Raw genomic sequence first — 25,727 nt, forward strand, 5'->3', positions numbered from 1 at the left:
ATGAGTCAGGCACTTGAGTCCCTGCTCGATCTGCTCGACCTGGAGCGGATCGAGCGGGACATCTTCCGCGGCCAATCCCAGCCCTCCCTCGTCCCGCGCGTCTTCGGCGGGCAGGTCGCGGCGCAGGCGCTGGTCGCCGCCGGGCGTACGGTTCCCGAGGACCGGCTCGCCCACTCCCTGCACGCGTACTTCCTGCGCGCCGGGGACCCGGGCGCGCCCATCGTCTACACCGTGGACCGCATCCGCGACGGGCGCTCCTTCACCACCCGACGGGTCGTCGCCGTCCAGCACGGGCAGCCGATCTTCCACCTCTCCGCGTCGTTCCAGACGTACGAGGAAGGGCTGGAGCACCAGGCCGACATGCCGGCCTCGCCTGACCCCGAGACGCTGCCGACCGCGGCGGAGACGCTGCCGGCGTACGTGGACGCCTTCCGGGAACCGGGCGTTCTGAAGTGGCTGTTGGAGGCCCGCGCCGCGGTCGACCTCCGGTACGTGGACGCACCGCCGTTCGCCAGCGTCGGGGAGGCGCGGGAGCCGCGCTCGCAGGTGTGGTTCCGCACCAACGGCAAGCTTGTGGATGATCCCCTGCTCCACGTCTGCCTCGCCACGTACGTCTCCGACATGACGCTCCTCGACTCCGTGCTCCTCGCCCACGGGCGTGGCGGCTGGGCCGTCGGTGACGTGGTCGGGGCCTCGCTGGATCACGCGATGTGGTTCCACCGGCCGTTCCGGGCGGACGAGTGGCTGCTGTACGACCAGGAGTCGCCGTCGGCGTCGGGTGGGCGGGGGCTTGGGCAGGCCCGGATCTATACGCGGGAGGGGCAGCTGGCGATCACGGTGATCCAGGAGGGTGTGGTACGGATCCCCCGGTGAGGGTTCCACCGGGGGTAGGCCGGGGCTCAGGCCGTGGCCGTGAGGCCCGCCGCGTCCAGCAGATACGCCGTCATCGGGTCATAGTGCCGCGGGCTCGTGACGTGGTCGTCCAGGGGAATCGTCACCTGGAGCGTGCCCTCGGACTCGGCGAGGAAGAGGGCGGGGTCGTTGGAGTCCGCGTACCCCATGGAGTCGATGCCCTGCTGGCCGGCGAAACCCGCCCAGCCGTGGTCGGCGACGACCAGATCGGGCAGGGGGCGGCCCTCACGCTCGAGCCCGGTCAGGATGGCGCGCATCGGCTCGCCGGAGTGGGTGTGCCAGAGCGTGGCACCCTGCTCCAGGACCGCCACGTCCGCGAACTGGAAGACGTACCCCTCGTCCGTCTGCAGCCCCTCCGGAATCACCACGATCTCGCACCCGGCGGCCCGCAACCCGGCGGCCGTCGCCCGGTGCACATCCAGCAACCCGCCCGGATGCCCCGTCGCGAACAGCACCCGCTGCTTCCCGGCCGCCGCCTTCCGCAGCCGCGACGCCATCCGGTCCAGGGCGTCGATCGTCAGCTCCGGATCGATGGTGTCCTGCCCATGGCGATACTCCGGGTCGTCGTTCACCCCGCAACGCTCCGCCATCACCGCGAGTACGTCCTGCTCGTCGGTCCAGCGGTCACCGAGCTCAAGGCCGAGCCAGTAGTTGCGGTCGCCGTTGGCCAGTTTGCGGTAGTGGGAGAGGTTGTTCTCGCGGGGGGTGGCGACATCGCCCGCGATACGCGTCCGTACGAGGTGGTCGACGAGTTCGGCGCGGCTGGGAGTCCCGGGTATCGGCATGCCCCCTATTCTGCCGGTGTGCTCCGCGTGGCGAACTGGTGTTCCGCAGCCTGGGACGGGGGGTCACGTGGTGTTCGTCACCCGCGGCCCTGCGACGGGCCGCGGGTGACGCACCTGAGACGTCCAGTCGGTCAGTCGTCGTCGGACCCACGCGGGTCGAAGGACTCCGTGTCAACGGTCAACGGGGTGGGGAAGGCCGAGGCCAGCGCGTCCCAGCGGACGAGCTTGAAGTTCGTGGCGTCGCGGTCGCCGTCCTCCGGGGCCGCCTGCCCGTCATGCGTGACCAGCAGGCCCTTGGGGAACGCCCCGCCCAGCGGGACGTTGACCACGGTGGCGCCGTCCGACTCCTGCACGCTGTCGGTCGCCGGGCCGTCGGTGATCTCGTACTGGCCCACGTAGGCGTTGCTGCCCTCGCGCCGGTAGACGGCGAAGGTGTTGTCGCCCTGGCTGGAGGCGAGGACGTAGCCCTTGCCGTCGGCCGCGTGGTAGACGGTGACGCCCTCGGCGTCGGCGGCCAGGTGGGTGCCGCCGTAGCCGGGGTCGTTCGCCGTGTCGATCACGCACTCCTCCTCCGCCGTGTCGTACGTCCACGGGACGCCGTACTCGCGGACCTTGTCGAGCAGGGCGGGCTTCTCGAACTCCGCGTCGTCCAGAGGGATCCGCCACAGGCCGATGTCCTCCTGAGCCGCGTACAGCGTGTGCGTCTCCTGGTCGACGGCCATGCCCTCGAACTGCGCACGGTCACCCGGGTCGGCGCACGGCGTCCACCGCGTGCCGTTGGGCAGCGTGAACGAGCCGGGGATGTCGAGGGTGTCCGCGGTGCCGTAGCCGACCTTGCCGTTGCTCGCGGTCAGCTTCAGGAGCTTCAGCCGGGTCTCGGAACGGCGGCTGACCACGACGTACACCTCGCCGTCATCGACGTATGCGGCCAGGCCGTAGGCGGTGCGCTGCTCGTCCACGGCGGTCTCCGAGGCGGAGAAGACCGGGGCCACCGTGGCGGCGGTGACGTCGGTCAGCGGGGGACGGCCCTCTGCCACGGCCTTAGGGTCGATGGCGTAGATCCGGATACGGTCCCGGCCTCGGTCGCTGACCAGGGCCAGGTCGGTCTTCTTCCCACCGAGGTCGAAACCGTAGACAACGTCGACGTTGTTGAACCGGCCCGGCTCGGCGTCCGGGCTCGGCGCGAACGGGGCGGCGATGTGCTGCAGCCGCTGCCCGTTCAGGCCGTACACGTCAAGGCCTGCGTTCTTGAGCGTTCCCAGGACGACGCTGCGTGAGGGGTCGGCGGGGTCCACCCACACCGCCGGGTCGTCCGCGTCGGCGTCGCCGCCGGCCTCGTCGTCGTACACCGCCGGGGTCTCCACGGACGCGGTGGTCGCCACCGGCTGCGCCGCCGAGTCGGCCAGCGCGGCCGGGGCGGAGCCGACGAGCAGCAGGGCGGCGAGTACGGCGGGGACACGGGTGCGGTCGACCCGGTGGGACCAGGGAAGTCTGGAGGCTTCCATGTGGGGCTCCTCTGTCAGGAACAAGTCAATCGAAGCACTGTGGGGGAGGGGCGGCGATCTCGGAAGCTAAGCCCCGCCAGTGAACTTCCGCCGCCAAGCACATGCACAGGCATGACATGCCGGCGAAACGATCAAGGGACGACGCGCGTCACCGGGTTGGACCGCACGGGCTGATGCCCGCCGATCCGGCCGCAGGACGGGACGCTGTGTGGCACGGCTCTCGTCACGGTGGCTCCGCGCGGCCTGACCGCGAACCCAGCTTCCGGCCCCATGCCCGGCTCGGCGCTTCGATGTAACGGTGGGTCAGCACGCACAGCGGCAACAGCACGGCACAGAAGGCCACTTCGAGTACGAGAGTGTCCCGCCGCCACCGGCCGATCGTGCCGTCGGACACCGCCAGCAGCACCGGATGCACCAGGTAGACCGAGTAGCTGATCGTTCCCAGTCCGCTCAGCAGGTGTGGTATCCACCGTCGCCGCAACGCCAGTCCGACACCGAAGGTGAGTCCGGCCAGCAGGAAGGCCACGATCCAGCCGCGCCGTGTGAAATGGGACCCGTCGCCGTGCCGGTACGCACTCCCCACGGCGCAGGCGAGTACCACGGCGGCTGCGCAGGCCGCGCACCGCCACGTGCTCTGACCGTTTTCGGCCCGGTGGACGGCCGTGCCGAGGAACATCACGGCGAGGATCACCAGGCTCTCCCACATGGGGACCGTGCCGTTGAAAGGGACCAGGGCGAGCGCCAGCACCCCGCCCAGCACGCCGCCGAACAAGCGAAGCGCGGGTGACCTGGCGCTCGCGCAGCAGAGCGTTACAGCATTCTCGACCCCGGACGGCGGGCTCACGGGTTTCCCCGCGTCGTGGGGCCGTCCCGTACGCCGGATTGCCGTCCGGCGGCCCGATGGCCGGTCCGAGGGGCGGGAGGCTTTGGGGTGCGGCGGCGCCCGTTCTCGTCCTTCGGTGCCAGGTGGACGATGAACGGCTGGGCGCCGGAGACGCGGACACGCTGTATGTGCAAGGGGGTGAGGCGGTGCCGCAGGGCGGTGCCCAGGGCCTCGGGGTCGGGGAGGAGGAGCACGGCCCTGCCGTCCGGGGCGAGGACGCGGCGCAGCTCCGTCCACCAGCGCGAGGGGGTGTTCGCGATCAGGCCGCGGGCAGGGGCCTGGGTCCCCCAGGATGGGTTGCACAGGACACGGTCGACGCCTGCGTCGGGAAGGGGAAGGCGGCCGGCGTCGGATCGGTCGATGGCGATGGGCGGGGCGACGACGCTGGGCAAGCCGACGGCGTTGGCGCGGGCAGCGGTGATCGCGTCGGGGGACAGGTCGAAGCCGTGGAAATGGGCGCCCGGCTGCGCGAGCGCCGCCTCGATCAGCAGGGTGCCGGCGCCGCAGCACGGGTCGACGACGACCTGACCAGGGCCGATGTCGGCCATCGTGGCCATGGCGGCGGCCAGTGGCGGGTGCAGGGTGCCCGGGATGGTCCGGCGCTTGTACGCGCGGCGATGCTGCGGGTGGTCGGTGATCCGCAGCATGAGCGTGGCTCGCGTGCCGTCCAGGGTCAGCCGCCATCCCCAGTGGCCCGGCGGGGACGCGACGCCTGTGCGCCGCGAGTGGTAGGGGACACCGAGCCGCCGCGCCAGGGCCGGGCCGACGACGTCCTCGGCGTCATAGCGGTTGAAGGTGCGTCGGCCGAGGAAGGAGGCCGAGACGTCGATGCCGGTGAGCTCGTCCGATTCGGTCAGTCCGCGGCGGAGGCGCAACAGGCGGTCGGTGTCGGTGAGTTCGGCGAGTTCGGCGAGGGCCTGGAGGCCGTGCTTCGTCGTCCCGATGTCTGCCCGCTGGGCGGCGAGCAGGAAGACGTCGTCCGCGGTGCGCAGCCTGGGCGCGGGCCAGGAGGCCCGGAAATGGACCTCGCGGTGGCGCAGGCCGGTGACGACGCCGAGCCCGGATGCCAGAACCTCGGCGGCGACCATGGACTCAAGGCCGCGGACGCAGCGCGCCACGAGGGGCGTGTGCATGGTGATCGTTCTTCTCCCACGTCAGCACTCGGGGCAGCGCTTCGCTGCCCCGCATCGCCGGCGACGGGGGATCCTCGCTTCGCCGGCGGCGCCTAACGCAGGTGGAAGAAGAACGTCATGAGCAACAGTCTAGGCGCTCATGCCAGTTGGACCTCATACCAGTCGGGAGAGGCCGCGCGCGGCTCCCGTCAGCCCAGATGCGTGGGTGCGAACATCCGCAGCACCGCCGGCAGGACGACCACCGAAGGGCCGGGTGTCGTCAGGGCCTTGGACAGGTCCGCTTCGAGGGTCTCCGGAGTCGTACGGACCCCCGGCACCCCGAACGACTCCGCCAGCGCCACGTAGTCCGGGCGCGACAGTTCCGTTGCCGTCGTCTCGCCGAAGGCGTCCGTCATGTATTCGCGGAGGATGCCGTAGCCGCCGTCGTCGATGATCAGCCAGGTGACGTTGGATTCGTGTTGCTTTGCTGTGGCCAGTTCGGCGACGGAGTACAGGGCGCCGCCGTCGCCGGAGACCGCGAGGACCGGGTGGGTGGGGTCCGCTGCCGCGGCGCCCAGTGCCGCGGGGAAGGCGTAGCCGAGGCCGCCGGCGCCCTGGGCGGAGTGCATGGTGTTCGGGTGGCGGGCGTCGAAGGCGGACCAGGCCCAGTACGCGAGGATCGTCATGTCCCAGAAGCTCGGCGACCGGTCAGGCAACGCCTTGCGGACGGCGGCCAACACCCGCTGCTCCAGGGTGAGTTCCTGGGCGTCGATGCGCTCACGCACGAGGTCGAGCACCGTACGCACACGCTCCGCGGCGGACGGGTCCGCGCGCTCGTCCACCGTTTCCAGCAGGGCCTGCAACGCCAGTCGGGCGTCCGCGTGGATGCCCAGCGCCGGATGGTTGGACTCCAGCTTGCCGAGGTCCGCCTCGATCTGGATGACCCGGCCGCGCGGCTTGAACGTGTGGTAGTTCGAGGAGAGTTCGCCGAGGCCCGAGCCGACCACCAGGAGTACGTCCGCGTCCTCCAGGAAGTCCGTGGTGTGGCGGTCCTCGATCCAGGACTGGAGTGAGAGGGGGTGCGTCCAGGGGAAGGCGCCCTTGCCGCCGGGCGTGGTGACCACGGGGGCGTTCAGCGCTTCGGCCAACTGCTTCAGCTTGCCCGACGCGTCCGCCCGTACGACTCCCCCGCCCGCGATGATCGCCGGACGGGCGGCACGGGACAGCAGGTCGGCGGCCACGGCCGTCAGTTCGGGGCGCGGAGGCAGCTCCTCGGGGAAGGCGTCGCCGCCCGTCACCACCGGGATCGCCGTCTCGGCCAGCAGTACGTCCTGCGGGATCTCCACCCACACCGGCCCGTGCGGGGCCGTCAGCGCCGACTTCCAGGCCGCCTCGACCGCGGACGGGATCTGGGACTGGGTCCGGACGGTGTGGACCGACTTGACCACACCCCTGAACGAGGCTGCCTGGTCGGGGAGTTCGTGCAGATAGCCGTGGCGGCCGCCGCCAAGACCGGCCGTCGGGATCTGGCTGCTGATCGCCAGGACGGGGGCGGAAGCGGCCGCGGCCTCCTGAAGGGCCGCCAGCGACGTCAGCGCGCCCGGGCCCGTCGAAAGGAGCAGCGGGGCCGCCTCGCCCGTGATCCGGCCGTACGCGTCCGCCGCGAACCCCGCGTTGTTCTCCACCCGCAGGCCGATGTACCTGAGGTCCGAGCGGCGCAGCGCGTCGAACATGCCCAGCGCGTGCTGGCCGGGCAGGCCGAAGACCGTCGTCGCACCGAGCGCCGCCAGGGTCTCCACGACCAGGTCTCCGCCGCTTCGGCCGGGGGGAGGGTTCAGCGCCGCCTCCGTCTGGGCGGCGGTCGGGTGGAGCACCAGGTCGTGGTCGTGAGTCACTTCGTGCGGGCCTCTGCAATCTGGCGGGACATGATCGTCGTCAGTTCGTACGCCGTGTGGGACGCGGCGACCGACGTGATCTCGGCGTGATCGTACGCGGGCGCGACCTCGACGACGTCCGCCGAGACCAGGTTGCAGGACGCCAACCCCCGGAGGATCTCCAGGAGTTCGCGCGACGTCAGGCCGCCCGCCTCCGGCGTCCCCGTGCCGGGCGCGTGCGCCGGGTCGAGGACGTCGATGTCGATGGAGATGTAGAGCGGGCGGTCGCCGATGCGCTGCCGCAGCTGGTCCGCCACCTCGTCCACGCCGCGTCGCATCACGTCCGCCGACGTCACGATGCCGAAGCCCATCTTCTCGTCGTCGTCCAGGTCCTGCCTGCCGTACAGCGGACCGCGCGTACCGACGTGCGAGAGCGCCGAGGTGTCGAGGATGCCCTCCTCCACGGCCCGGCGGAACGGCGTGCCGTGCGTGTACTCCGCGCCGAAGTACGTGTCCCAGGTGTCGAGGTGTGCGTCGAAGTGGAGCAGGGCGACCGGACCGTGCCGCTTCGCGACCGAGCGCAGGAGCGGGAGGGCGATGGTGTGGTCGCCGCCGAGGGTCATGAGACGGGCGCCGGTCGACAGGAGCTCGTCGGCAGCGCCCTCCACCGTCTCCACGGCCTCGTTGATGTCGAACGGGTTGGCCGCGATGTCTCCCGCGTCCGCGACCTGGGCCAGCGCGAACGGGGACGCGTCCTGCGCCGGGTTGTACGGGCGCAGCAGACGCGAGGCCTCCCGGATCGCGTTCCCGCCGAAGCGGGCACCAGGCCGGTACGAGACGCCCGAGTCGAACGGCACGCTCACGACGGCGACGTCGGTGCGGCCGACCTCGTCGAGGCGGGGCAGCCGGGCGAAGGTCGCCGGGCCCGCGTACCGGGGGATACGGGAGGAGTCGACGGGCCCGCGGGGCGTCTCGTTGCTGCTCATGAGGTAGATGCCTTCTTTCTTACGCTTCGTCGCGTATGTACTGCACGGCCGACTTTACTGGGAAGCCGGAACGGCTTCGGACACGGGTTCGGGGGTCCGGCCCGCCAGTCGCTCGCGCCAGGCGGCGAGCACGGCGGCGTCGGTCGCGGGGGTGGCCAGCGAGACGATCACGTACGTGGCCAGCGAGGACAGCAGTCCGTAGTAGATGGGCTCGTTGGCGAGGATTCCGTACGTCGCCATCAGGGCGATGACCGCGAGGCCGCCGACCGCGACGGAGGCCAGCGCGCCCTGGGCGGTGCCGCGCTTCCACAGCAGGCCGCCGAGGATGGGGACGAGGAGGCCGCCGACGAGGAGGTTGTACGCGACGGTCAGGGCCTCGACGACGTTGTTGAGCGCGATGGCCGTGCAGATCACCGCGACGCCCATGAGGAGGATGAAAGCTCTGTTGTCCCTGACCTCGTCGTGCTGTTCCCCGGACGGTCGGACGGCCCCTCGCAACCGCGACCAGATGTCGTTGTTCGCGACGGTCGCGCAGGCGATGAGAGCGCCCGAGGACGTCGACATCACGGCTGCCAGGGCCGCGGCGAGCACCAACCCCCGTACACCGATGGGGAGTTCGTCCTTCACGATGGTCGCGAAGGCGTCGTCCGCGCTGCCGAGCTTCGGGTAGAGCACCTTGGCCGCCGTGCCGATGACGGCGCCGGCGAGCGCGTACGCCAGGCAGTAGGTGCCCGCGATCGTGCCGCCCCACTTGGCGGTCCGGTCGCTGCGCGCGGTGAACACGCGCTGCCAGATGTCCTGCCCGATCAGCATGCCGAAGGTATAGATCAGGACGTACGTGAAGATCGTCTCGCCGCCGATGCCCAGCGGATCGAAGTACGACGTCGGCAGCTCGTCCCTCATCGCGCCGAAGCCGCCCGCCTTGACGACCGCGATGGGGAGCAGCAGGAGCAGCACGCCGATCGTCTTGACCACGAACTGCACCATGTCCGTCAACGTGATGGACCACATGCCGCCGAGCGTCGAGTACGCGACCACGATCGAGCCGCCGAGGACGATCGCGACCGTGCGGTTCATGTCGAAGAGGACGTCGAAGATCGTGGCGTACGCGATCGTGGACGTGACCGCGAGCATCAGCGTGTACGCCCACATGACGACGCCGGAGATGACGCCGGCCCGTCCGCCGTAGCGCAGGTCGAGCATCTCGGAGACGGTGTAGACCTTGAGTCGGGCGATGCGGGCGGAGAAGAAGACCGACAGGGCGAGGAGCCCGAGGCCGATGGTGAAGACCATCCAGGCGCCGGAGAGCCCGTACTGGTATCCGAGGCCGACGCCGCCGATGGTGGACGCGCCGCCGAGGACGATCGCGGCCATGGTGCCGGAGTACATCGACGGGCCGAGACGCCGTCCCGCGACGAGGAACTCACTCTTGGACTTGGCGCGGCGCATGCCCCACCAGCCCATTGCCAGCATGCCGGCCAGATAGACGACGATCACTGCGTAGTCGACGGCCATGGGGCCCACCCTTCTCGACGGTTTAGGTGGTTCGGGGGTCGACCCTAGGTGGCCGGAAAGCGGCGCTGAAGTGTACGTTTCATCCACTGTCACCGGATCCGATGGAAGAAACATCCACCATGCCGGACTCAGCCGTCCCCCCCACACCTCCCGTACCTCTCGCCTCCCTCCTGGCCCGCGAGGACCTCGGCCTGCGGCAGATCGCGGGGCCGGAGGATTCGGCCACGGTGATCCACTGGGCGCATACGTCGGAGATGGCGGACCCGTACCCGTATCTGCTCGGTGGCGAGCTGCTGCTGACGGCGGGGGTTCACATTCCGGAGGCGGCGGGTTCGGGTACCTACTTCGACGACTACGTCTCGCGGATTGTCGAGGCGGGCGGCGCGGCGCTCGGTTTCGGGCTGGCGCCGGTGCATGACACGGTTCCGCGGGCTCTGGTCGCGGCCTGCGACCACTACGGGCTGCCGCTGCTGGAGGTTCCGCCACGTACGACCTTCTCGGGCGTGGCCCGGGCGGTCTGGCAGCTCATGGCCCAGGCCCGGCACGCGGAGCTGCGCCGGGTGACGGAGGCCCAGCAGAGCCTGGCCGCTGCCGCCTCGCGGCAGGATCCGGTGCCGTCGGTCCTGCGTCAACTGGCTCGGCGGGTGGGCGGCCGGGCGGTGCTGTATGGGCCGGATGGAGGGGAAGTGGCGGCTGCGGGGCGGGAGTTGGGGGCGGGAGTGGACGGGGGATTGGCGGAGCTGGCGGGGGTGGTGCGGCCGACCGAGGGCCCTGGTGTGCCCCTCGCTCCCGCCCCCTCCTCCGCGACCGACACCGTGGACGGCGCGCATCTGGCCGCGTACGCCCTCGGTACTGGACAAGGTTTCGTACTCGGGGTGGCGGCGCCCCGGCGTGAACCCGGTGACCACACCATCGCCTCCGTCGCCGTCGTGCTCCTGTCCCTCCTCACCGGCGAGCACCAGAGCGGTACCGGCGCCGCCCGCTCCTCGGCTCTCGTACGACTGCTGCTGGGGGCCTCGCCAGAGGCCGTTGCGCCTCTCCTGGGTGGGAAGCAGTGGGTCGTGGTGCACGCGTGTCCGGACGGCCCCGCGCCGGATGCCGTCGCCGCGTCCGGGCTGGGGGCGGCGCTCGGCTCGGCGCTTGTGGACTTGGACGTGGACGGGGAGGTCGTACGCGTCCTCGTGCCCGCAGACCGCGAGCCGGCCCCGCAGTCCGGCTGGACGTGCGGGGTCAGCTCGGTCGTCGGCCCGCAGGAGTGGGCTACCGCCGACATGCAGGCCGCCCGCGCACTGGCTCGCGCGCGGGCCACCCGTACGCCCCTGGTCCGCCACAGGGAACGCCCCGGCCTGGCCGAACTGATCCCGCCGACCGAGGCCGGGGCTCACGCCCGTATGCTCCTCGCCCCGATCGCCACGAACCCTGCGCTCCCCGAGACCCTCCGTACCTGGCTTTCCCTGCACGGCAGTTGGGACCGCACTGCGGTCGCCCTGTCCGTGCACCGGAACACGGTGCGGCAGCGGGTCGCGCGGTGTGCGGCCCTGCTGGGCATGGACCTCGACGATCCGGACGTACGGATGGAGCTGTGGTTCGCGCTCCGGCAGCTCAGACACGAGTGACCCAGGAGCGGCGCGGAAGCCACCTGTCCTGGGTCACTCGTTTGTCGGCCGCTCAGCGCAGGGCCGAGCCGAACAGTGCGTCCGTGTACGGCGCCGACAGCGTCTTGGGGCCGAAGGCGAAGGCCGACGTGGTGGTGAGGCCACTCGAGGCGCCGCGCAGGAGCCAGACCGCCCCGTTGTCGGCGTTCTCGGCCGTGGAGGCGACGGCGAGGTCGCGGTGGCCGTTGCCGTCGACGTCCAGGAGCGCGGCGGCCGTGCCGAACTCGTCGTTCGTCTCGGCGACTCCGGGCACACCCGAGGTGTTCTGGTGGAAGACCTGGGTGCCGGTGCCCGTGACGCCGGAGGCGCTGCCGGGGACGAGGGCGAACGAACCGGCGTTGGTGAGGCCGCTGAAGTCCTCTCCGGAGATGCCGAGTGCGATGTCGGCGTAGCCGTCGCCGTTGATGTCGGCGACCGAGACCGCGGAGCCGACGTTGTCGCCGTCCTCCTGGGCGCCGTAGAAGCCGGGCAGGCTCTGGTCGAAGGTCTCGGGGCCGGAGGTGGACAGGCCGGAGGCCGAGCCGTAGGCGACGCGGACCTGCTCGGACCAGCCGTCGGCGCCGACCACCACGTCGTCGAAGCCGTCGCCGTTCACGTCACCCACGCCGGTGCCCGGCGTGCTGCCGCCCGCGGTGTCTCCGGGCGCCCGCTCGGTGGTGAAGCCCGAACTGCCGCCATACAGCAGCTGGTTGCCCCAGGTGCCGTCGCCGGTGTAGGTCCACTGGACGATGTCGTCCTTGCCGTCACCGTTGACGTCGCCGACCTGGCCGGAGACGACGGGGCCGGTGATCGAGTCCGGGCCGTCCTCGCAGCCGCCGCCGGTGGCGCAGGAGGCGTCGTCCTCCTGGTAGCCCCACCATTCCGACTTGTCGAGGATGTTCAGGGTGGCGGCGGGCGTTCCCGTGCGGGAGACCGGGCCCTTCCACAGGGTGGCCGGGGCGCCCTCCGGGTCGTCGCCGCCGACGGACTGCGCGGAGAACAGGGCGAGGTCGGTGGTGCCGTCCCCGTCGAAGTCGCCGGCCTGCGGGGCGGCCCCGTACCCGGCGATGTTCGTGCCGCCGGTGAGGCCCGATGGGGAGCCCCAGAGGATGACGGAGCCCGCGGTGCCGCCCGCGATCACGAGGTCGCCGTAGCCGTCGCCGTCCAGGTCGCCCTTGGTGAAGGTGGACCCGAAGCGCTGGTTGGCCGTGGCGGAGCCAGGGACGCCGCTGGTGGAGCGGCTGATGAGCTTCTTGTTGGTGGCGGAGAGGCCGCTGGACGAGCCGTACGTGACAGCCACGTAGCCGGCCTTGGCCGCGCCGGACACCGTGGCGTTCGGCGCGCCGACGACCAGGTCGGCGTAGCCGTCTCCGTTTAAGTCGTCCTGTATCTCCACGGATTCGGCCGCCTGGGCCGAGGTCCCGGTGAGAGTCCAGGTGCCGATCCCTCCGGCGAGCAGCGCCACGGCGGCCACGGGCGCGGTCAGCCGGGCGGTGGGGGTTCTGCGTCGTGCTCGGGACATGCATGTGCCTTTCGAGTCGGTCCGTTCGGCGCGTCGGAGTGCGCGCGTTCATGGAGTGCGACTCGGGCGGTGCATCACCGGTTGTACGTCCGGGCGACATTCATTGTTCATCCATAATCTTGGCTTGAAACCGAACTCCCCGTTGAACACGGGGAGTTCAGGCCTCTGCGCGGTGCGCTACCGGATCGGGTCCGCTACCAGATCGCCTCCACCCACTCCGGGTGGTCGATGAACGGGTTGCGGTTGTGCTGGTAGGTGTCGTAGATGATCTCGTTGCGGTTCTCCTCGAAGGCGCTCGGCGGGTCCTCGGCGTTCCACTGCTTCAGGACCGACAGGCGGCCGTGGTACGGGGAACTGCCGTTGGAGACCGAGTCGTTGGGCTCCAGGTCCGCCCAGCTGTCGTCGCCCTCGTAGCGGACGGCCATGTAGAGGATCATGCGGGCCACGTCGCCCTTGACGGCGTCGCGCGGCTCGAAGGAGTTCGAGTCGGTGTAGTTGCCGGGCGCGCCGCTGACCGAGCTGCCGCCGTTGTCGAAGTCCTTGTTGCCGCGGATGCTGTTGATCTGCACGTCCTCGGGGCGCAGGTGGTGCAGGTCGGTGCCGGGGCCCGCCGAGGTGCCGAAGTCGCCGTGGGACTGGGCCCAGACGTGCTCGCGGTTCCAGTTACCGGTGTTGCCGCCGTTGAGGGACTTGCTGCGGGAGGTGCCGGTGTAGAGCAGGATCACGTTGTTGCTGTTGTTCGGGTCCTGGTCGGTCGCCTTGAGGGCGTTCCAGACCGCGGAGTACGAGATCCTGGTCTGGTCGCTGATGATCGTGTGCAGCGAGTCCTTCAGGGCCGGGCCCGTCTTGCCGATCGCGTCCTCGTAGTACGTGTCGTCGTACGCGGTGGTGGTGGCCACGGCGGGGGTCGCGACCGCGGCCGGCAGGGTGAGGCCGACGAGTACGGCGGCGGCGGTCAGTGCGAGCGGCTTCCAGCCGCGTATTCGACTGCCTGTCTGCGCAACGGACATGGGGGTGTCCTTTCCCGGGACGGCACGCGTGGAACGCGGTGTCCGGCTCAAAGGGCCTGTGTTCTACGCGTGTTGACCACTTGGTCAATCGGGAGAGTGGCACGGGGGAGGGGTTCGCGGCGTAACCGGGACGAGGCGTTTGTGTGACGTTCTGGAATCGAAAGCAGCCCTTGGCCTTGGAGTGGCCAGGGGCTGCGTTGCGCGAGGGTTATCCCCAAATCGTGGAGGGCTTGCTCTAATTGACGTCCGACACGTCTAGGCGGTATCGCGTGGGCTGCGGGTCGCTCAACGCTGGCCGCGCGTCCTTCTTCGCGCAGCTGCGGGTGACGGTGTCGGCGAAGGCGCGGGTGCGAACGTCATCATGCTGCCCTCCGGTATCGCGCGAGCACGGCGGCGCCGGTCTGCTCGGCCGACAGGCACTCCAGGTACGCGGGCGGGTTGCCGGCGGGGAAGAGCCGCCGGCCTGTGCCGAGGATCGTGGGGAAGGCCAGCAGCCGGTACTCATCGATCAGGTCCTCGGCCATCAGCGCGTGCACGACGCTCAGGCTGCCGGTGATGATCACATCGCGCTGCTCGCGCTTGACGGCGTCGACCATGTCGCCGTCGATGATCCGCGAGTTCACCCACGCCGAGGTGTCGGTCAGTGTGCGGGAGGCGACCAGCTTCGGCACGGCGTTCATCCGCGCGGCGAGCGTAGCGAGATGGGGGTCCCCCCGGCCGAAGGCTGGGGGAGGGTCATCGCGTCCCGGCCACAGCCGCGAGAACAACTGCCAGGTCGTACGTCCCAGCAGCATGACCCCGTCGTCCAGTGTGCTCCCCAGCCGGAACTTGTCCCCGGCCACCGCCTCGGGGCCGTGCCGGAACGCCCAGCCGCCGGTCGGCGTTCCCCCGGAGCCGTCCGGGTCGGACACGATCCCGTCCAGGGTGATGAATTGAATGACGATGACGCTCACGATGGGTGTCCCTTCGATCGATGCTCACCGTTACGTACCGGCGGCATCGGCCCCACTCATCGCGCCCGGCGGAATTCGTCGGAAGAAATCTGCTGGGGCAGGTCGAATGCCTTGAATGCGCGCGGATCGGCGAACACGACGTTGTGCGCGATGCGGCCGCCGGTGACCGTGAAGACCTGGAGCGTGTGCAGCCGAAGCCCGCCGCCCGGCTCCGGCGCGTACGCGGCGAGCGCGGGCTGCCCGTTGGCGGTGAGTTGCCTCATGCCCCAGCCGGTCCCACGCATTTGGAACACACGGCCCATGAACAGGCCGTAGTCGCGGCTGCCCCGGTACCACAGCGGCACCGGCGGCATTTCCAGGACCGCCTCGTCGGTGAGGAGCCGCACGAGCGCGGGGACGTCGGCCGCCTCGAAGGCCTGCATGTACCGCTGGATCACGGCGCGTACCTCGGGATCGTCCGGCTCAGTGACCTCGTCCAGGCCACCCACGTCCGCGAGAGCGGCGCGGGCCCGCTGCAGCGCGCTGTTGACGGCCGGCGCCGTGGTGCCCAACTGCTCGGCGACCTCGGCGGCGGTGAACTCCAGTACCTCACGGAGCACGAGCACCGCCCGCTGCCGTGGCGGCAGGACCTGCATCGCCGCCACCAACGCGAGCCGCAGGTCGGCCCGTACCTCCGCGTCGAACCGCGCGTCGGGAAACGGCTGCAGCCAGGGGATGTCGAACGTCGGCGTGAGCGGCGCCCCGGGATCCTCGCTCGGCGCGCCAAGCCCGGACGGCAACGGCCGCCGCACACGCCCCTCCAGCGCGGTCAGGCACGCGTTGGTCGCGATCCGGTACAGCCAGGTCCGTATGGACGCGCGCGTGCTGTCGTAACGGTCGCGGGCCTTCCAGGCGCGCAGCATCGTCTCCTGCACCAGGTCCTCGGCCTCGTGGAACGAGCCCAGCATCCGGTAGCAGTACGCCACCAACTCACTCCGGTACGGCTCGAAGTCCACGGGCTCATCATGGCGTGCATCGCTGAACGTTGGGGCCTCACGTTCAGAACTTCCGTGCGGGAAACGTATGTGCAACTTTCGGCCACTCCAATGAGTCAGAAAGGCGAGTGTGCTGAAGCGCGCTCGTTCTGCTTCAAGGGGATGGGGAGCACTTCATGACTCACCGGATGTCCCGGCGTGCCCGTGTGCTGTGCGTGGGGCTCGGCGCGGGGGTGCTCGTGCCGTTCGTGGCGGGGGCGGGGCCCGTCATTGCGGCGACGCCGCAGGTCAGTTGTACGTCCGGCAAGGCGGGCCTGGCCGTCAAGTTGCAGAAGGACATCACCACTGCCCTCGCGAACCGCAACGGCACGATCGCAGTCGGCCTCTACGACCGTACGACCAGGACGACCTGCACGCTGCGGTCGAGTTCGGCGTACGACTCGGCCAGCGTCGTGAAGGTGACCGTGCTCGCCACGCTGCTGTGGGACGCGAAGAAACAGGGCCGGTATCTCACGCAGCGCGAGACCGATCTCGCCAACGCCATGATCACCAAGTCGGACAACTCCGCGACCAGCACGCTCTGGAGACAGCTCGGCGTGACCAAGGTGAAGGGCTTCCTCGCCGCCGCCGGGATGACCCAGACCAAGCCCGGCGCGAACGGCTACTGGGGACTCACCCAGATCACCGTCCGCGACGAGCAGAAGCTGCTCGCCTTCATCACCGCGAGGAACTCCCTCCTGAGCGACAACTCCCGTGCGTACATATCGAAGTTGATGGGGAGGGTCATCTCCTCGCAGAGGTGGGGTACGCCGGCGGGAGCGCCCTCCTCCGTGTCCGTGCACGTCAAGAACGGCTGGCTGTCGCGGTCCACGCACGGCTGGCGCGTACACAGCGTCGGTACGTTCAAGGGCGGCGGCCGCGACTACATGATCTCCGTCCTCACCCACGGCAACAGCACGATGAACTACGGCGTCACCACGATTCAGGGTGTGGCGCGGGCGATCCACAAGGACCTCGTGCCGACGTCCGGCTGAGCCGGGCTCCGCCCCAGTCACAGCCCCGTCCTAGACCAATGCCAGCGCCTCCTTCAGGTTGTGTTCGGCGATGTTCTTCATGAAGGTGCGGTCGGGGAAGTCGCCGTCGAGGAGGCGTAGTGGGCCCGCCGTTAGGGAGAGGCGTTGCGCGAGTATGTAGAGGGCGAGTCGGGTCTCGTCCAGGCCGGACGCCGCCAGGGGGCCGTACTCGTCGTGCAGGCGGATGCGCAGGAAGACGTGTTCCCACTCGACGTCGAAGTACGTCACGCCCTCGATGTCGATCAGTACGGGGTTGCCGTTCGCGTCCACCTGTACGTGGTCCGGGCCCAGTTCGCCGTGCACGACCGAGTACTCCGTGCGCGGCTGCACCTGCTCGGCCAGTACGTGCAGCCGGTCCTCCAGTTGGTCGCGAGCGGTCGCGATCCTGGGGTCGCGGGAGGCTGCCTCGGCGAGGTCCCGTAGCGCGCGCTCGAGGACGACTTCCTCGCATGACGTTCCGCGTGAGGTCCCGCCGGCGTCGACCACGGCCACCTTGCCGTACGTCGGTGCCCGGTGGTGGCGCATCGCCTCCAGTGCCTCTGTGAGGCGGGCCATGACGGGGGCGGCCGTGCGCGGGTCGCGTGCGAGGAGTTGCTCCAGGTTTTCGCCGGGGACGTCCTCGACGATCGCCAGGTCGGCGGGGTAGTGCGTGCCGTCGCGGTCGAGGAGGCGTATCGCTGGGACGCGGACGCCGAGCGCGTCCAGCCGTGTGTGGGCGGCCTCGAACAGGTCGAGGCCGAGGCCGGGCGAGAACGGATCGGTGAGGTCGTCGTCGCCCTCGGCCGACGGCCAGTAGTTCTCGGCGTCGTCCCACAGGTAGGCGATGGCCGTTGTCGCGTCGTCCATCGTCAGGCGGTACACGCCCTTCTTGCTGCCGCCCGCGACCCGTTCGACCCCCTCCAGCCGCCGCCCGGCTCCCAGTGCGGCCCGCGCCGCGCCTGCCAGCTGATCCCGTGTCACTGTCCCCGGTGCCATTTTCCGGACCGCCTCTCCATCGCCACGACCCGCGCACCTTACGGGAGTTTCGACCGACAGGCGTTTCGGTGTGCACTCCGCCGAGAGGTCCCCAACTCCCCTTCAAGGAACGCCCGTACAACCCCCAGCCACTCCGGCGAGTCGAGAGACGAGTGTGCCGAGGCGCACTCGTACGTACTTCAAGAGGACGGAATGACTCGATGACTCACCGGATATCCCGGCGTACCCGTGTGCTCTGCGCGGGCCTCGACGCCGGGGTCCCAGTGCCGCCCACCATGACCGCGACGCCGGCGACCGCGGCCACGACACCGCAGGAAGCCTTCCTGGCGGTGCCGACGTCATGATCATCTGGCTGAACGGCGCCTTCGGCGTCGGCAAGACCACGACCGCGAACGAACTCACCACCCTCCTCCCGGACTCCAGACTCTTCGACGCCGAACAGGTCGGGTACATGCTCCGGCACGTCCTCGGGAAACCCGCGCGGGACTTCCAGGACTTTCCGCCGTGGCGCGGGCTGGTGGTGGAGACCGCGCGTCAGGTGCTCGACTATGTGGGCGGCACGCTGGTCGTCACGCAGACCGTGCTGGAGAAGCCGTACTGGGGGGAGATCCGTACCGGGCTGGCCCAAGCGGGCATCCCCTTACGCCACTTCGTCCTCCACACCGACCACAACACGCTGGTCGAGCGCATCCAGGACGACATGGACCCGGAGGGCGCCGACGCCCGCGGGTGGCGGCTGGACCATCTCGACGACTACGACCAGGCCCTCCTGTGGCTGCGCCGGGAAGCAGAGCTGATCGACACCACTCACATCCCGCCACCCACTGTCGCGAAACTCGTCATGGGAATGGCCCACGAGGTGAGCTGAGCGGTCACCTCCGGCGAGCGCGTACCGCTGTCCAGCAGCGGTACGCCGCCGGGCCCTGGAAACTCAGCCCGCGAATTAACGGCCCGTACGCTCCCCCTCCACCACCCCCGCCCTACCGTGATCCCATGCGCTTGAGATCCGTACTCGCGACCCTGACCGCCGGCCTGACCGCGGCCACCTGCCTCACCGCCGCCGGGCCCGCCGCGGCCGGAGCGACAGCCGCACCCGCCGCCCGCAACGCCTGTTCGCCCTCCGTCTCCATCGACGGGTTTTCCGACGCCCTCGACAAGACGACGTACGAAGGCACCTACGTCGGCAACTTCTCCGCGCTCGCCGTCGACCGGGACGGCAAGCTCGCCGCCCTCTCCGACCGGTCGTCCCTCTTCACCCTGGACCCGAAGACGCTCCAGCCCCGCTCCGTCGTCGCGCTCGCGGACGAGAACAAGGGCGCGCTCGACTCCGAAGGGCTGGTCGTCGAGCGGGACGGTACGCGGCTCGTGTCGTCCGAGGGGGAGCCGACTGTCCGTCGGTACGGGCGGGACGGCGCGATCCTCACCCGCCTCCCCGTGCCGGAGTACCTGCGCGTCGCCCCCGCCGGGCGTGCCGCCACCAACCAGACCTTCGAGGCCCTGACCCTCTTCCCCGGCGGCCACACCCTGCTGGCCGGCATGGAGGGCTCCCTGTCCGGTGACACCCCGGGCATCGTCCGCTTCCAGACCTGGCACCGCCACGGCTCGAAGGACTTCCGCCTCGCGGCCCAGTACGGCTACCGCACGGACACCGGCCTCGGCGTCGTCGAGACCGCCGCGACCCCCGACGGCCGCCTCCTCGTCCTGGAACGCGGCTTCACGTCGGGTGTCGGCAACACGGTCCGTCTGTACGTCGCGGATCTGCGCCGCGCCACGGACACGAGCGGCGTCGAGAACCTGACCGGCCAGAACGAGGTACGCCTGATCAAGAAAACCCTCCTCGCCGACCTCGTGAACTGCCCCACCCTCGGCGCCACCGCCAAGCAGCCCCAGCCCAACCCCCTCCTCGACAACATCGAGGCCATGACCATCACCGGCCACCGCCACGGCCGCCTCAAGGTCCTCCTGGCCAGCGACGACAACCAGAACACAGCACAGATCACCCGCTTCTACTCGCTGCGCGTACGCCTCTGACCATTTCGCCTCCGACTATTGCGGAGGGATGAAATCCGGTTCCGAACGCGTTGGTGCCTTCCGGCGGACAAGGATCTGAAGGATCTACGGGAGGCACCGGCGTGGCAGCGCAACAGGGGGAGACGAGCGGCTGGGCACGGCGGCTCGCCGGATACGCATGGCGGTATCCGAAGGACGTCGTGCTCGCGCTCGGTTCCTCGCTCGCCGGCATGGCGGTCATGGCGCTGGTCCCGCTCGTCACCAAGGTGATCATCGATGACGTCATCGTCGGTCACAGCCGGGACATGGCCCCATGGGCCGGTGCCCTCATCGGGGCGGCCCTCCTCGTCTACGTCCTCACGTACATCCGGCGCTACTACGGCGGCCGACTCGCCCTCGACGTCCAGCACGACCTGCGGACCGACATGTACAAGGCGATCACCGGTCTCGACGGGAGACGGCAGGACGAACTGTCGACCGGGCAGGTCGTGGGCCGGGCGACCAGTGACCTCCAGCTGATCCAGAGCCTGCTGTTCATGCTCCCGATGACCATCGGGAACGTACTGCTCTTTCTGATCTCCCTCGGGATCATGGCCGCGCTGTCCCTCCCGCTCACCCTCGTCGCGCTGGCCGTCGCCCCCGCCCTGTGGTTCATCGCCAAGCGCAGCAGCACCCGGCTGCACCCCGCCACCTGGTACGCGCAGGGCCAGGCAGCCGTCGTCGCGGGAGTCGTCGACGGCGCCGTCAGCGGCGTACGCGTGGTGAAGGGGTTCGGGCAGGAGGACCAGGAGACCGGGAAGCTGAGGGAGGTCGGGCGGCGGCTCTTCGCGGGGCGGCTGCGGACCATCAAGCTGAATGCCCGGTACACCCCGGCCCTGCAGGCCGTGCCCGCCCTCGGCCAGGTCGCGATGCTCGCGTTCGGCGGCTGGCTCGCCGTACGCGGGCACATCACGCTCGGTACGTTCGTCGCCTTCTCGACGTATCTCGCCCAGCTCGTCGGACCCGTCCGCATGCTCGCCATGGTGCTGACCGTCGGGCAGCAGGCCCGTGCCGGTGCCGAGCGCGTCCTCGAGCTGATCGACACCGAGCCGGCCATCGAGGACGGCACGAAGCCGCTGCCGGCCGACGCGCCCGCGACCGTCGAGTTCGACGACGTGGCCTTCGGGTACGAAGACGCCTCACAACCCGTTCTCGACGGGCTCAGCTTCGAGATCCGGCCGGGCGAGACGCTCGCCGTGGTCGGCTCCTCCGGGTCCGGCAAGTCGACGGTGTCCCTCCTCCTTCCGCGCTTCTACGACGTCACACGCGGCGCCGTCCTCGTCGGCGGCCACGACGTGCGCGAGCTCACGCTCGAATCACTGCGCGCCGCGATCGGGCTCGTCCCGGAGGACTCCTTCCTCTTCTCGGACACCGTGCGCGCCAACATCGCGTACGGCCGCCCCGACGCCACCCAGGAGGAGATCGAGACCGCCGCGCGGGCCGCGCAGGCGGACCGGTTCATCGCCGAGCTGCCCGAGGGATACGACACCAAGGTCGGCGAGCAGGGCCTGACGCTCTCCGGCGGGCAGCGCCAGCGCGTCGCCCTGGCCCGCGCGATCCTCACCGATCCGCGCCTGCTGGTCCTCGACGACGCGACCTCGGCCGTGGACGCCCGCGTCGAGCACGAGATCCACGAGGCCCTCAAGCACGTCATGGAGGGTCGTACGACCCTCCTCATCGCCCACCGCCGCTCCACGCTCAACCTCGCCGACCGCATCGCCGTCCTCGACGGCGGACGGCTCGCCGACATCGGTACGCACGAGGAGCTTCAGCAGCGCTCACCCCTGTACCGGCAGCTGCTCACCGACCCGGACGAGCTGGGCGGAGTCTCGCCCGGTCACACCCAGCCCGCCTGCCCGCGCGAGGACACGTCCGTACGGGATGAACTGGACGCCGAGTTCGACGCCGAACGCGGGATTACGCCCAAGCTGTGGACCGGGAACCGTGAGCCCCGGAACGCGGCCATGGACGGGATGCCGGCGACACCCGAACTCCTCGCCCAGGTCGAGGCGTTGCCCCCGGCGAACGACAAGCCCGGCATCGACGAGGCGCGGGCGGTCACCCCGGAGGAGTCGTACGGCCTCCGACGACTTCTGAGAGGCTTCGGGCTCCCCCTTCTCGTCAGCCTCGGCCTCGTCGCCGTCGACGCGGGCATGGGACTGCTGCTGCCGGTCCTGATCCGGAACGGAATCGACGACGGTGTCACCAAAGTCGCCGAGGGCGCGGTGTGGACGGCGTCCCTGCTGGCCCTGCTCACCGTGATCGTCCAGTGGGTGGCACAGACCGGTGAGATCCGCATGACGGGACGTACGGGCGAAAGGGTTCTGTACGCGCTCCGGCTGAAGATCTTCGCGCAGCTCCAGCGGCTCGGACTCGACTACTACGAGCGGGAGTTGACGGGCCGGATCATGACCCGGATGACGACCGATGTGGACGCCCTGTCGACGTTCCTGCAGACGGGACTCGTCACCGCCTTCGTCTCGGTCGTCACCTTCTTCGGCATCATGGCCGCGCTGCTCGTGATCGACGTGGAGCTCGCGCTCGTCGTCTTCGCGACACTGCCGCCGCTGATCATCGCCACGGTCTTCTTCCGCCGGGCGAGTGTGAAGGCGTACGAACTCGCCCGTGAGCGCGTCTCCGTGGTGAACGCCGACCTTCAGGAGTCGGTGGCCGGACTGCGGATCGTGCAGGCGTTCCGGCGTGAGCGGGGCGGCAGGCAGCGGTTCGCGGAAGGCAGCGACAGCTATCGCAAGGCGCGGATCCGGGGACAGTGGCTGATCTCGGTGTACTTCCCCTTCGTGCAGTTCCTGTCGTCGGTCGCGGCGGCCGCGGTGATCATCGTGGGCGCGGGGCGAATCGACGCGGGGACACTCACCACCGGTGCGCTGGTCGCGTATCTGCTCTACATCGACCTGTTCTTCGCGCCCGTGCAGCAGCTCTCCCAGGTCTTCGACGGCTACCAACAGGCGAGCGTCTCGCTGGGCCGCGTCCAGGAACTGCTCCAGGAGCCGACTTCCACCAAGGCCGCCGACAAGGCGCTCGAAGTCCGGTCCCTGCGGGGGGAGATCGCCTTCGAGGACGTCGACTTCGCGTACAAGGACGACGAAGAGGCCCTGAGCGGCGTGAAGTTGCACATCCCCGCCGGACAGACCGTGGCCTTCGTCGGCGAGACGGGCGCGGGCAAGTCGACGCTGGTCAAGCTGGTCGCCCGGTTCTACGACCCGACGGGCGGGCGGGTGACCGTCGACGGCACGGATCTGCGTGCGCTGGACCTCACCTCATACCGGCACCGTCTCGGGGTCGTCCCCCAGGAGGCGTACCTCTTCCAGGGCACGGTCCGGGACGCCATCGCCTACGGCCGCCCCGACGCCACCGACGCCGAGGTGGAGGCCGCCGCCCGCGCGGTCGGCGCGCACGACATGATCGCCACGCTCGACGGCGGCTACCTCCACGAGGTCGCCGAACGCGGCCGCAATCTCTCCGCCGGGCAACGACAGTTGATCGCCCTCGCCCGAGCCGAACTCGTCGACCCGGACATCCTCCTCCTCGACGAGGCCACCGCCGCCCTCGACCTGGCCACCGAGGCCCAGGTCAACCAGGCCACCGACCGCATCGCGGGCCGCCGCACCACGCTGGTGGTCGCCCACCGCCTGACGACGGCGGCCCGCGCGGACCGGGTCGTGGTCATGGACCACGGCCGGGTGGCGGAGGACGGCACACACGAGGAACTGCTCGAACGCGGCGGCCAGTACGCGGAGTTGTGGCAGATGTTCCTCGGGGAGCCGGTCACCGCCCCGCTTACGTAGTCTTTCTGCGGCTTTTCCTCGGGTTTTCTTCCGCCAGGCAACCAGACGGCCTACGGCATGCGTCCGTAGACGGAGTACGCCGATTGCTGCGGGAGGACAACAGTGGACAAGAGCGCGATACGCCGTCATATGGCGCTCGGTGTGGCTGTACTGACCGCTTCCGGACTGCTGTCCCTCGCAAGCCCGGGCACGGGCACCGCGGAGGCGGCGGCGCTCTGCTCCGGCCGCAAAGTCCGCACGCTGTCCTTCTCCACCGGATCCGTGCAGGTCTACAAGAAGCGCGGCTACGTCTGCGCGGTGACCATCCGTAAGAGGCAGGGCACCCGCACCTACATGTCCGTGAGCGTACGAGCATGGCGAGCCCGCCCAGCCGTGAACAAAGGCCTCTTCAAACACCACGCAGGCCCGGTAACGGTCCACGCCGGCCACCGCCGCGTACTGGTGAAGGGCACCGTCGGCTCGGTCTCGGTGAGCTCGGGCTGGATCCGCCTGTGACCCCGCGCCCCTAAAAGGAGGCCGCAGGCCCCTTTTAGGGGCGCGGGGCTGTATCGATTTGCGGCTCCGCCGCGCGGGCGCGACCAGCCACAACGAACCCGCAGCTTAGAACTGTCCGGTATGCACCCAACATCCCCTGGCCTCAACGGAGTTGCTCCGCTAGGTTCCGGCGGACATCTGTGTTTTCCAGGGGAGTGTGCATGCGCAAGACGCTCAGATGGCTGCTGTCGCTCGTGGTGCTCATAGGCACCCTGAGCACGGCCGGCGCGGCCACCGCCGCCCAGCCGGAAGCCACCGCCGCCCAGCCGGAGGCAACCGCCGACATCAAGGACCGTCTCCTCGCGATACCGGGCATGAGCCTGATCGAGGAGAAGCCCTACACCGGCTACCGCTACTTCGTCCTCAACTACACCCAGCCGATTGACCACCGGCGCCCGTCCAAGGGCACGTTCCAGCAGCGCATCACGGTGCTGCACAAGGACACGGCCCGTCCATCGGTGTTCTTCACCAGCGGCTACAACGTCTCGACGACGCCGCGCCGCAGCGAGCCGACCCAGATCGTGGACGGCAACCAGATCTCGATGGAGTACCGCTTCTTCACTCCGTCCCGCCCCGACCCGGCCGACTGGTCCAAGCTCGACATCTGGCAGGCGGCCAGCGACCAGCACCGTATCTTCAAGGCGCTCAAGAAGATCTACGCCAAGAAGTGGCTGTCCACGGGCGGTTCGAAGGGCGGCATGACCGCCACGTACTACGAGCGCTTCTACCCGCGCGACATGGACGGCGTCGTCGCGTACGTCGCCCCCAACGACGTGGTGAACAAAGAGGATTCGGCGTACGACCGGTTCTTCGCGAACGTCGGCACCAAGGAGTGCCGCGACAAGCTGAACGCCGTGCAGCGCGAGGCGCTCGTACGCCGTGAGCCGCTGGAGAAGCGCTACAAGGACTACGCCGACGCGGAGGGCCTGACCTTCACCACGGTCGGCAGCCTGGACAAGGCCTACGAGGCCGTCGTGCTCGACTATGTGTGGGGCTTCTGGCAGTACAGCCTGCTCGGCGACTGCGACACGATCCCGGCGGACGCCGCGAACGCCACCGACGACGAGATCTGGAGCACGATCGACACGATCGTCGGCTTCTCCGCCTACGCCGACCAGGGCCTGGAGCCGTACACGCCGTACTACTACCAGGCGGGTACGCAACTCGGGGCGCCCACCATCGAGTTCCCGCACATCGAGTCGGGGCTGATCCGCTACGGCTACCAGCCGCCGCGGAACTTCGTGCCGCGCGACATCTCCATGAAGTTCCAGCCGTGGGCGATGCGCGACGTCGACACCTGGGTCAAGCACAACGCCCAGCAGATGCTGTACGTGTACGGCGAGAACGACCCGTGGGGCGCCGAGCCGTTCCACCTGGGCAAGGGCGCCCGTGACTCGTACATCTTCACGGCTCCCGGGGCGAATCACGGCGCCAATGTCGCCGGCCTCGTCGCCGACGAGAAGGCCCTCGCCACGGCCCGCATCCTGAAGTGGGCGGGCGTCGCCTCCGCCACGGTCCAGGAGGACCCGTCGAAGGCGAAGCCGCTGGCCAAGTTCGACAAGAAGCTGGACAAGCACAGCGCGGAGCGCCAGCTGCGGCCGTAACTGCCCTGACTCCGTAACTGC

Annotated in this window: 19 protein-coding genes and 1 pseudogene; 8 read left to right on the forward strand and 12 right to left on the reverse strand. The window is 69.9% G+C overall.

Annotated elements, in window-relative coordinates:
• A complete protein-coding gene (locus ACYVO6_RS05135; RefSeq protein WP_461057689.1) occupies positions 1-873 on the forward strand; it encodes an acyl-CoA thioesterase in 873 nt (290 codons plus the stop codon).
• A 26-nt stretch (positions 874-899) separates the two neighbouring features.
• On the opposite strand, the gene ACYVO6_RS05140 is transcribed toward ACYVO6_RS05135, so the two are convergent.
• The 7 genes and pseudogenes from ACYVO6_RS05140 to ACYVO6_RS05170 all read right to left on the reverse strand — a co-directional run bounded on the left by ACYVO6_RS05140 (position 900) and on the right by ACYVO6_RS05170 (position 9,572).
• Positions 900-1,697 carry a phosphatase gene (locus ACYVO6_RS05140; protein ID WP_461057691.1) on the reverse strand — a complete coding sequence of 266 codons (798 nt, stop codon included), beginning with the start codon at positions 1,695-1,697 and terminating at the stop codon, positions 900-902.
• 131 nt (positions 1,698-1,828) lie between these two features.
• Complete coding sequence (locus ACYVO6_RS05145; RefSeq protein WP_461057693.1) at positions 1,829-3,202, reverse strand: phytase; 1,374 nt, start codon at positions 3,200-3,202, stop codon at positions 1,829-1,831.
• Positions 3,203-3,425: 223 nt separating this feature from the next.
• Positions 3,426-4,019, reverse strand: a pseudogene (locus ACYVO6_RS05150) (acyltransferase family protein); the annotation flags it as partial.
• A gap of 23 nt (positions 4,020-4,042) precedes the next feature.
• On the reverse strand, positions 4,043-5,218 hold the full coding sequence (locus ACYVO6_RS05155; protein ID WP_461057695.1) for a methyltransferase: 1,176 nt from the start codon (positions 5,216-5,218) through the stop codon (positions 4,043-4,045).
• Between the two features lie 188 nt (positions 5,219-5,406).
• Positions 5,407-7,092, reverse strand: a complete 1,686-nt coding sequence (locus ACYVO6_RS05160) for a thiamine pyrophosphate-binding protein (RefSeq protein ID WP_461057697.1) — start codon at positions 7,090-7,092, stop codon at positions 5,407-5,409.
• Positions 7,089-8,057: an agmatinase gene (speB, locus tag ACYVO6_RS05165; protein ID WP_461057699.1), complete on the reverse strand. Its 969-nt coding sequence runs from the start codon at positions 8,055-8,057 to the stop codon at positions 7,089-7,091. Before speB ends, ACYVO6_RS05160 begins: the two co-directional genes overlap by 4 nt.
• A gap of 54 nt (positions 8,058-8,111) precedes the next feature.
• Positions 8,112-9,572, reverse strand: a complete 1,461-nt coding sequence (locus ACYVO6_RS05170; protein WP_461057701.1) for a sodium:solute symporter family protein — start codon at positions 9,570-9,572, stop codon at positions 8,112-8,114.
• A gap of 119 nt (positions 9,573-9,691) precedes the next feature.
• Between ACYVO6_RS05170 and ACYVO6_RS05175 the strand changes: the two genes are divergently transcribed.
• Positions 9,692-11,188 carry a PucR family transcriptional regulator gene (locus ACYVO6_RS05175; protein WP_461057703.1) on the forward strand — a complete coding sequence of 499 codons (1,497 nt, stop codon included), beginning with the start codon at positions 9,692-9,694 and terminating at the stop codon, positions 11,186-11,188.
• Between the two features lie 52 nt (positions 11,189-11,240).
• Here the strand turns inward: ACYVO6_RS05175 and ACYVO6_RS05180 are convergent, their stop codons facing one another.
• The 4 genes from ACYVO6_RS05180 to ACYVO6_RS05195 all read right to left on the reverse strand — a co-directional run bounded on the left by ACYVO6_RS05180 (position 11,241) and on the right by ACYVO6_RS05195 (position 15,755).
• Positions 11,241-12,728: an FG-GAP-like repeat-containing protein gene (locus ACYVO6_RS05180; RefSeq protein WP_461057705.1), complete on the reverse strand. Its 1,488-nt coding sequence runs from the start codon at positions 12,726-12,728 to the stop codon at positions 11,241-11,243.
• Positions 12,729-12,922: 194 nt separating this feature from the next.
• On the reverse strand, positions 12,923-13,738 hold the full coding sequence (locus tag ACYVO6_RS05185) for an endonuclease I family protein (protein ID WP_461057707.1): 816 nt from the start codon (positions 13,736-13,738) through the stop codon (positions 12,923-12,925).
• Positions 13,739-14,097: 359 nt separating this feature from the next.
• Positions 14,098-14,691: a dihydrofolate reductase family protein gene (locus ACYVO6_RS05190; RefSeq protein WP_461057709.1), complete on the reverse strand. Its 594-nt coding sequence runs from the start codon at positions 14,689-14,691 to the stop codon at positions 14,098-14,100.
• A gap of 56 nt (positions 14,692-14,747) precedes the next feature.
• Positions 14,748-15,755, reverse strand: coding sequence for a sigma-70 family RNA polymerase sigma factor (locus ACYVO6_RS05195; protein ID WP_461058215.1), 1,008 nt, complete (start codon positions 15,753-15,755; stop codon positions 14,748-14,750).
• Positions 15,756-15,841: 86 nt separating this feature from the next.
• On the opposite strand from ACYVO6_RS05195, the gene ACYVO6_RS05200 reads away from it, so the two are divergent.
• Positions 15,842-16,699 (forward strand): serine hydrolase, encoded by an 858-nt coding sequence (locus ACYVO6_RS05200; RefSeq protein WP_461057711.1) that lies wholly within the window; start codon positions 15,842-15,844, stop codon positions 16,697-16,699.
• A gap of 30 nt (positions 16,700-16,729) precedes the next feature.
• Here the strand turns inward: ACYVO6_RS05200 and ACYVO6_RS05205 are convergent, their stop codons facing one another.
• Positions 16,730-17,713: a phosphotransferase family protein gene (locus ACYVO6_RS05205; protein WP_461057713.1), complete on the reverse strand. Its 984-nt coding sequence runs from the start codon at positions 17,711-17,713 to the stop codon at positions 16,730-16,732.
• A gap of 340 nt (positions 17,714-18,053) precedes the next feature.
• Here ACYVO6_RS05205 and ACYVO6_RS05210 point away from each other — a divergent pair, with 340 nt between their 5' ends.
• The 5 genes from ACYVO6_RS05210 to ACYVO6_RS05230 all read left to right on the forward strand — a co-directional run bounded on the left by ACYVO6_RS05210 (position 18,054) and on the right by ACYVO6_RS05230 (position 25,706).
• Complete coding sequence (locus ACYVO6_RS05210) at positions 18,054-18,581, forward strand: AAA family ATPase (RefSeq protein ID WP_461057715.1); 528 nt, start codon at positions 18,054-18,056, stop codon at positions 18,579-18,581.
• 125 nt (positions 18,582-18,706) lie between these two features.
• Positions 18,707-19,744, forward strand: a complete 1,038-nt coding sequence (locus tag ACYVO6_RS05215) for an esterase-like activity of phytase family protein (protein ID WP_461057717.1) — start codon at positions 18,707-18,709, stop codon at positions 19,742-19,744.
• Positions 19,745-19,845: 101 nt separating this feature from the next.
• Entirely contained in the window at positions 19,846-23,568 is a 3,723-nt protein-coding gene (locus tag ACYVO6_RS05220) for an ABC transporter ATP-binding protein (protein WP_461057719.1), read from the forward strand.
• Positions 23,569-23,670: 102 nt separating this feature from the next.
• Positions 23,671-24,063 carry a hypothetical protein gene (locus ACYVO6_RS05225; protein WP_461057721.1) on the forward strand — a complete coding sequence of 131 codons (393 nt, stop codon included), beginning with the start codon at positions 23,671-23,673 and terminating at the stop codon, positions 24,061-24,063.
• 200 nt (positions 24,064-24,263) lie between these two features.
• Positions 24,264-25,706 (forward strand): S28 family serine protease, encoded by a 1,443-nt coding sequence (locus ACYVO6_RS05230; protein ID WP_461057723.1) that lies wholly within the window; start codon positions 24,264-24,266, stop codon positions 25,704-25,706.
• Positions 25,707-25,727 lie beyond the last annotated feature (21 nt).

This window comes from Streptomyces pseudoechinosporeus (assembly GCF_054783935.1).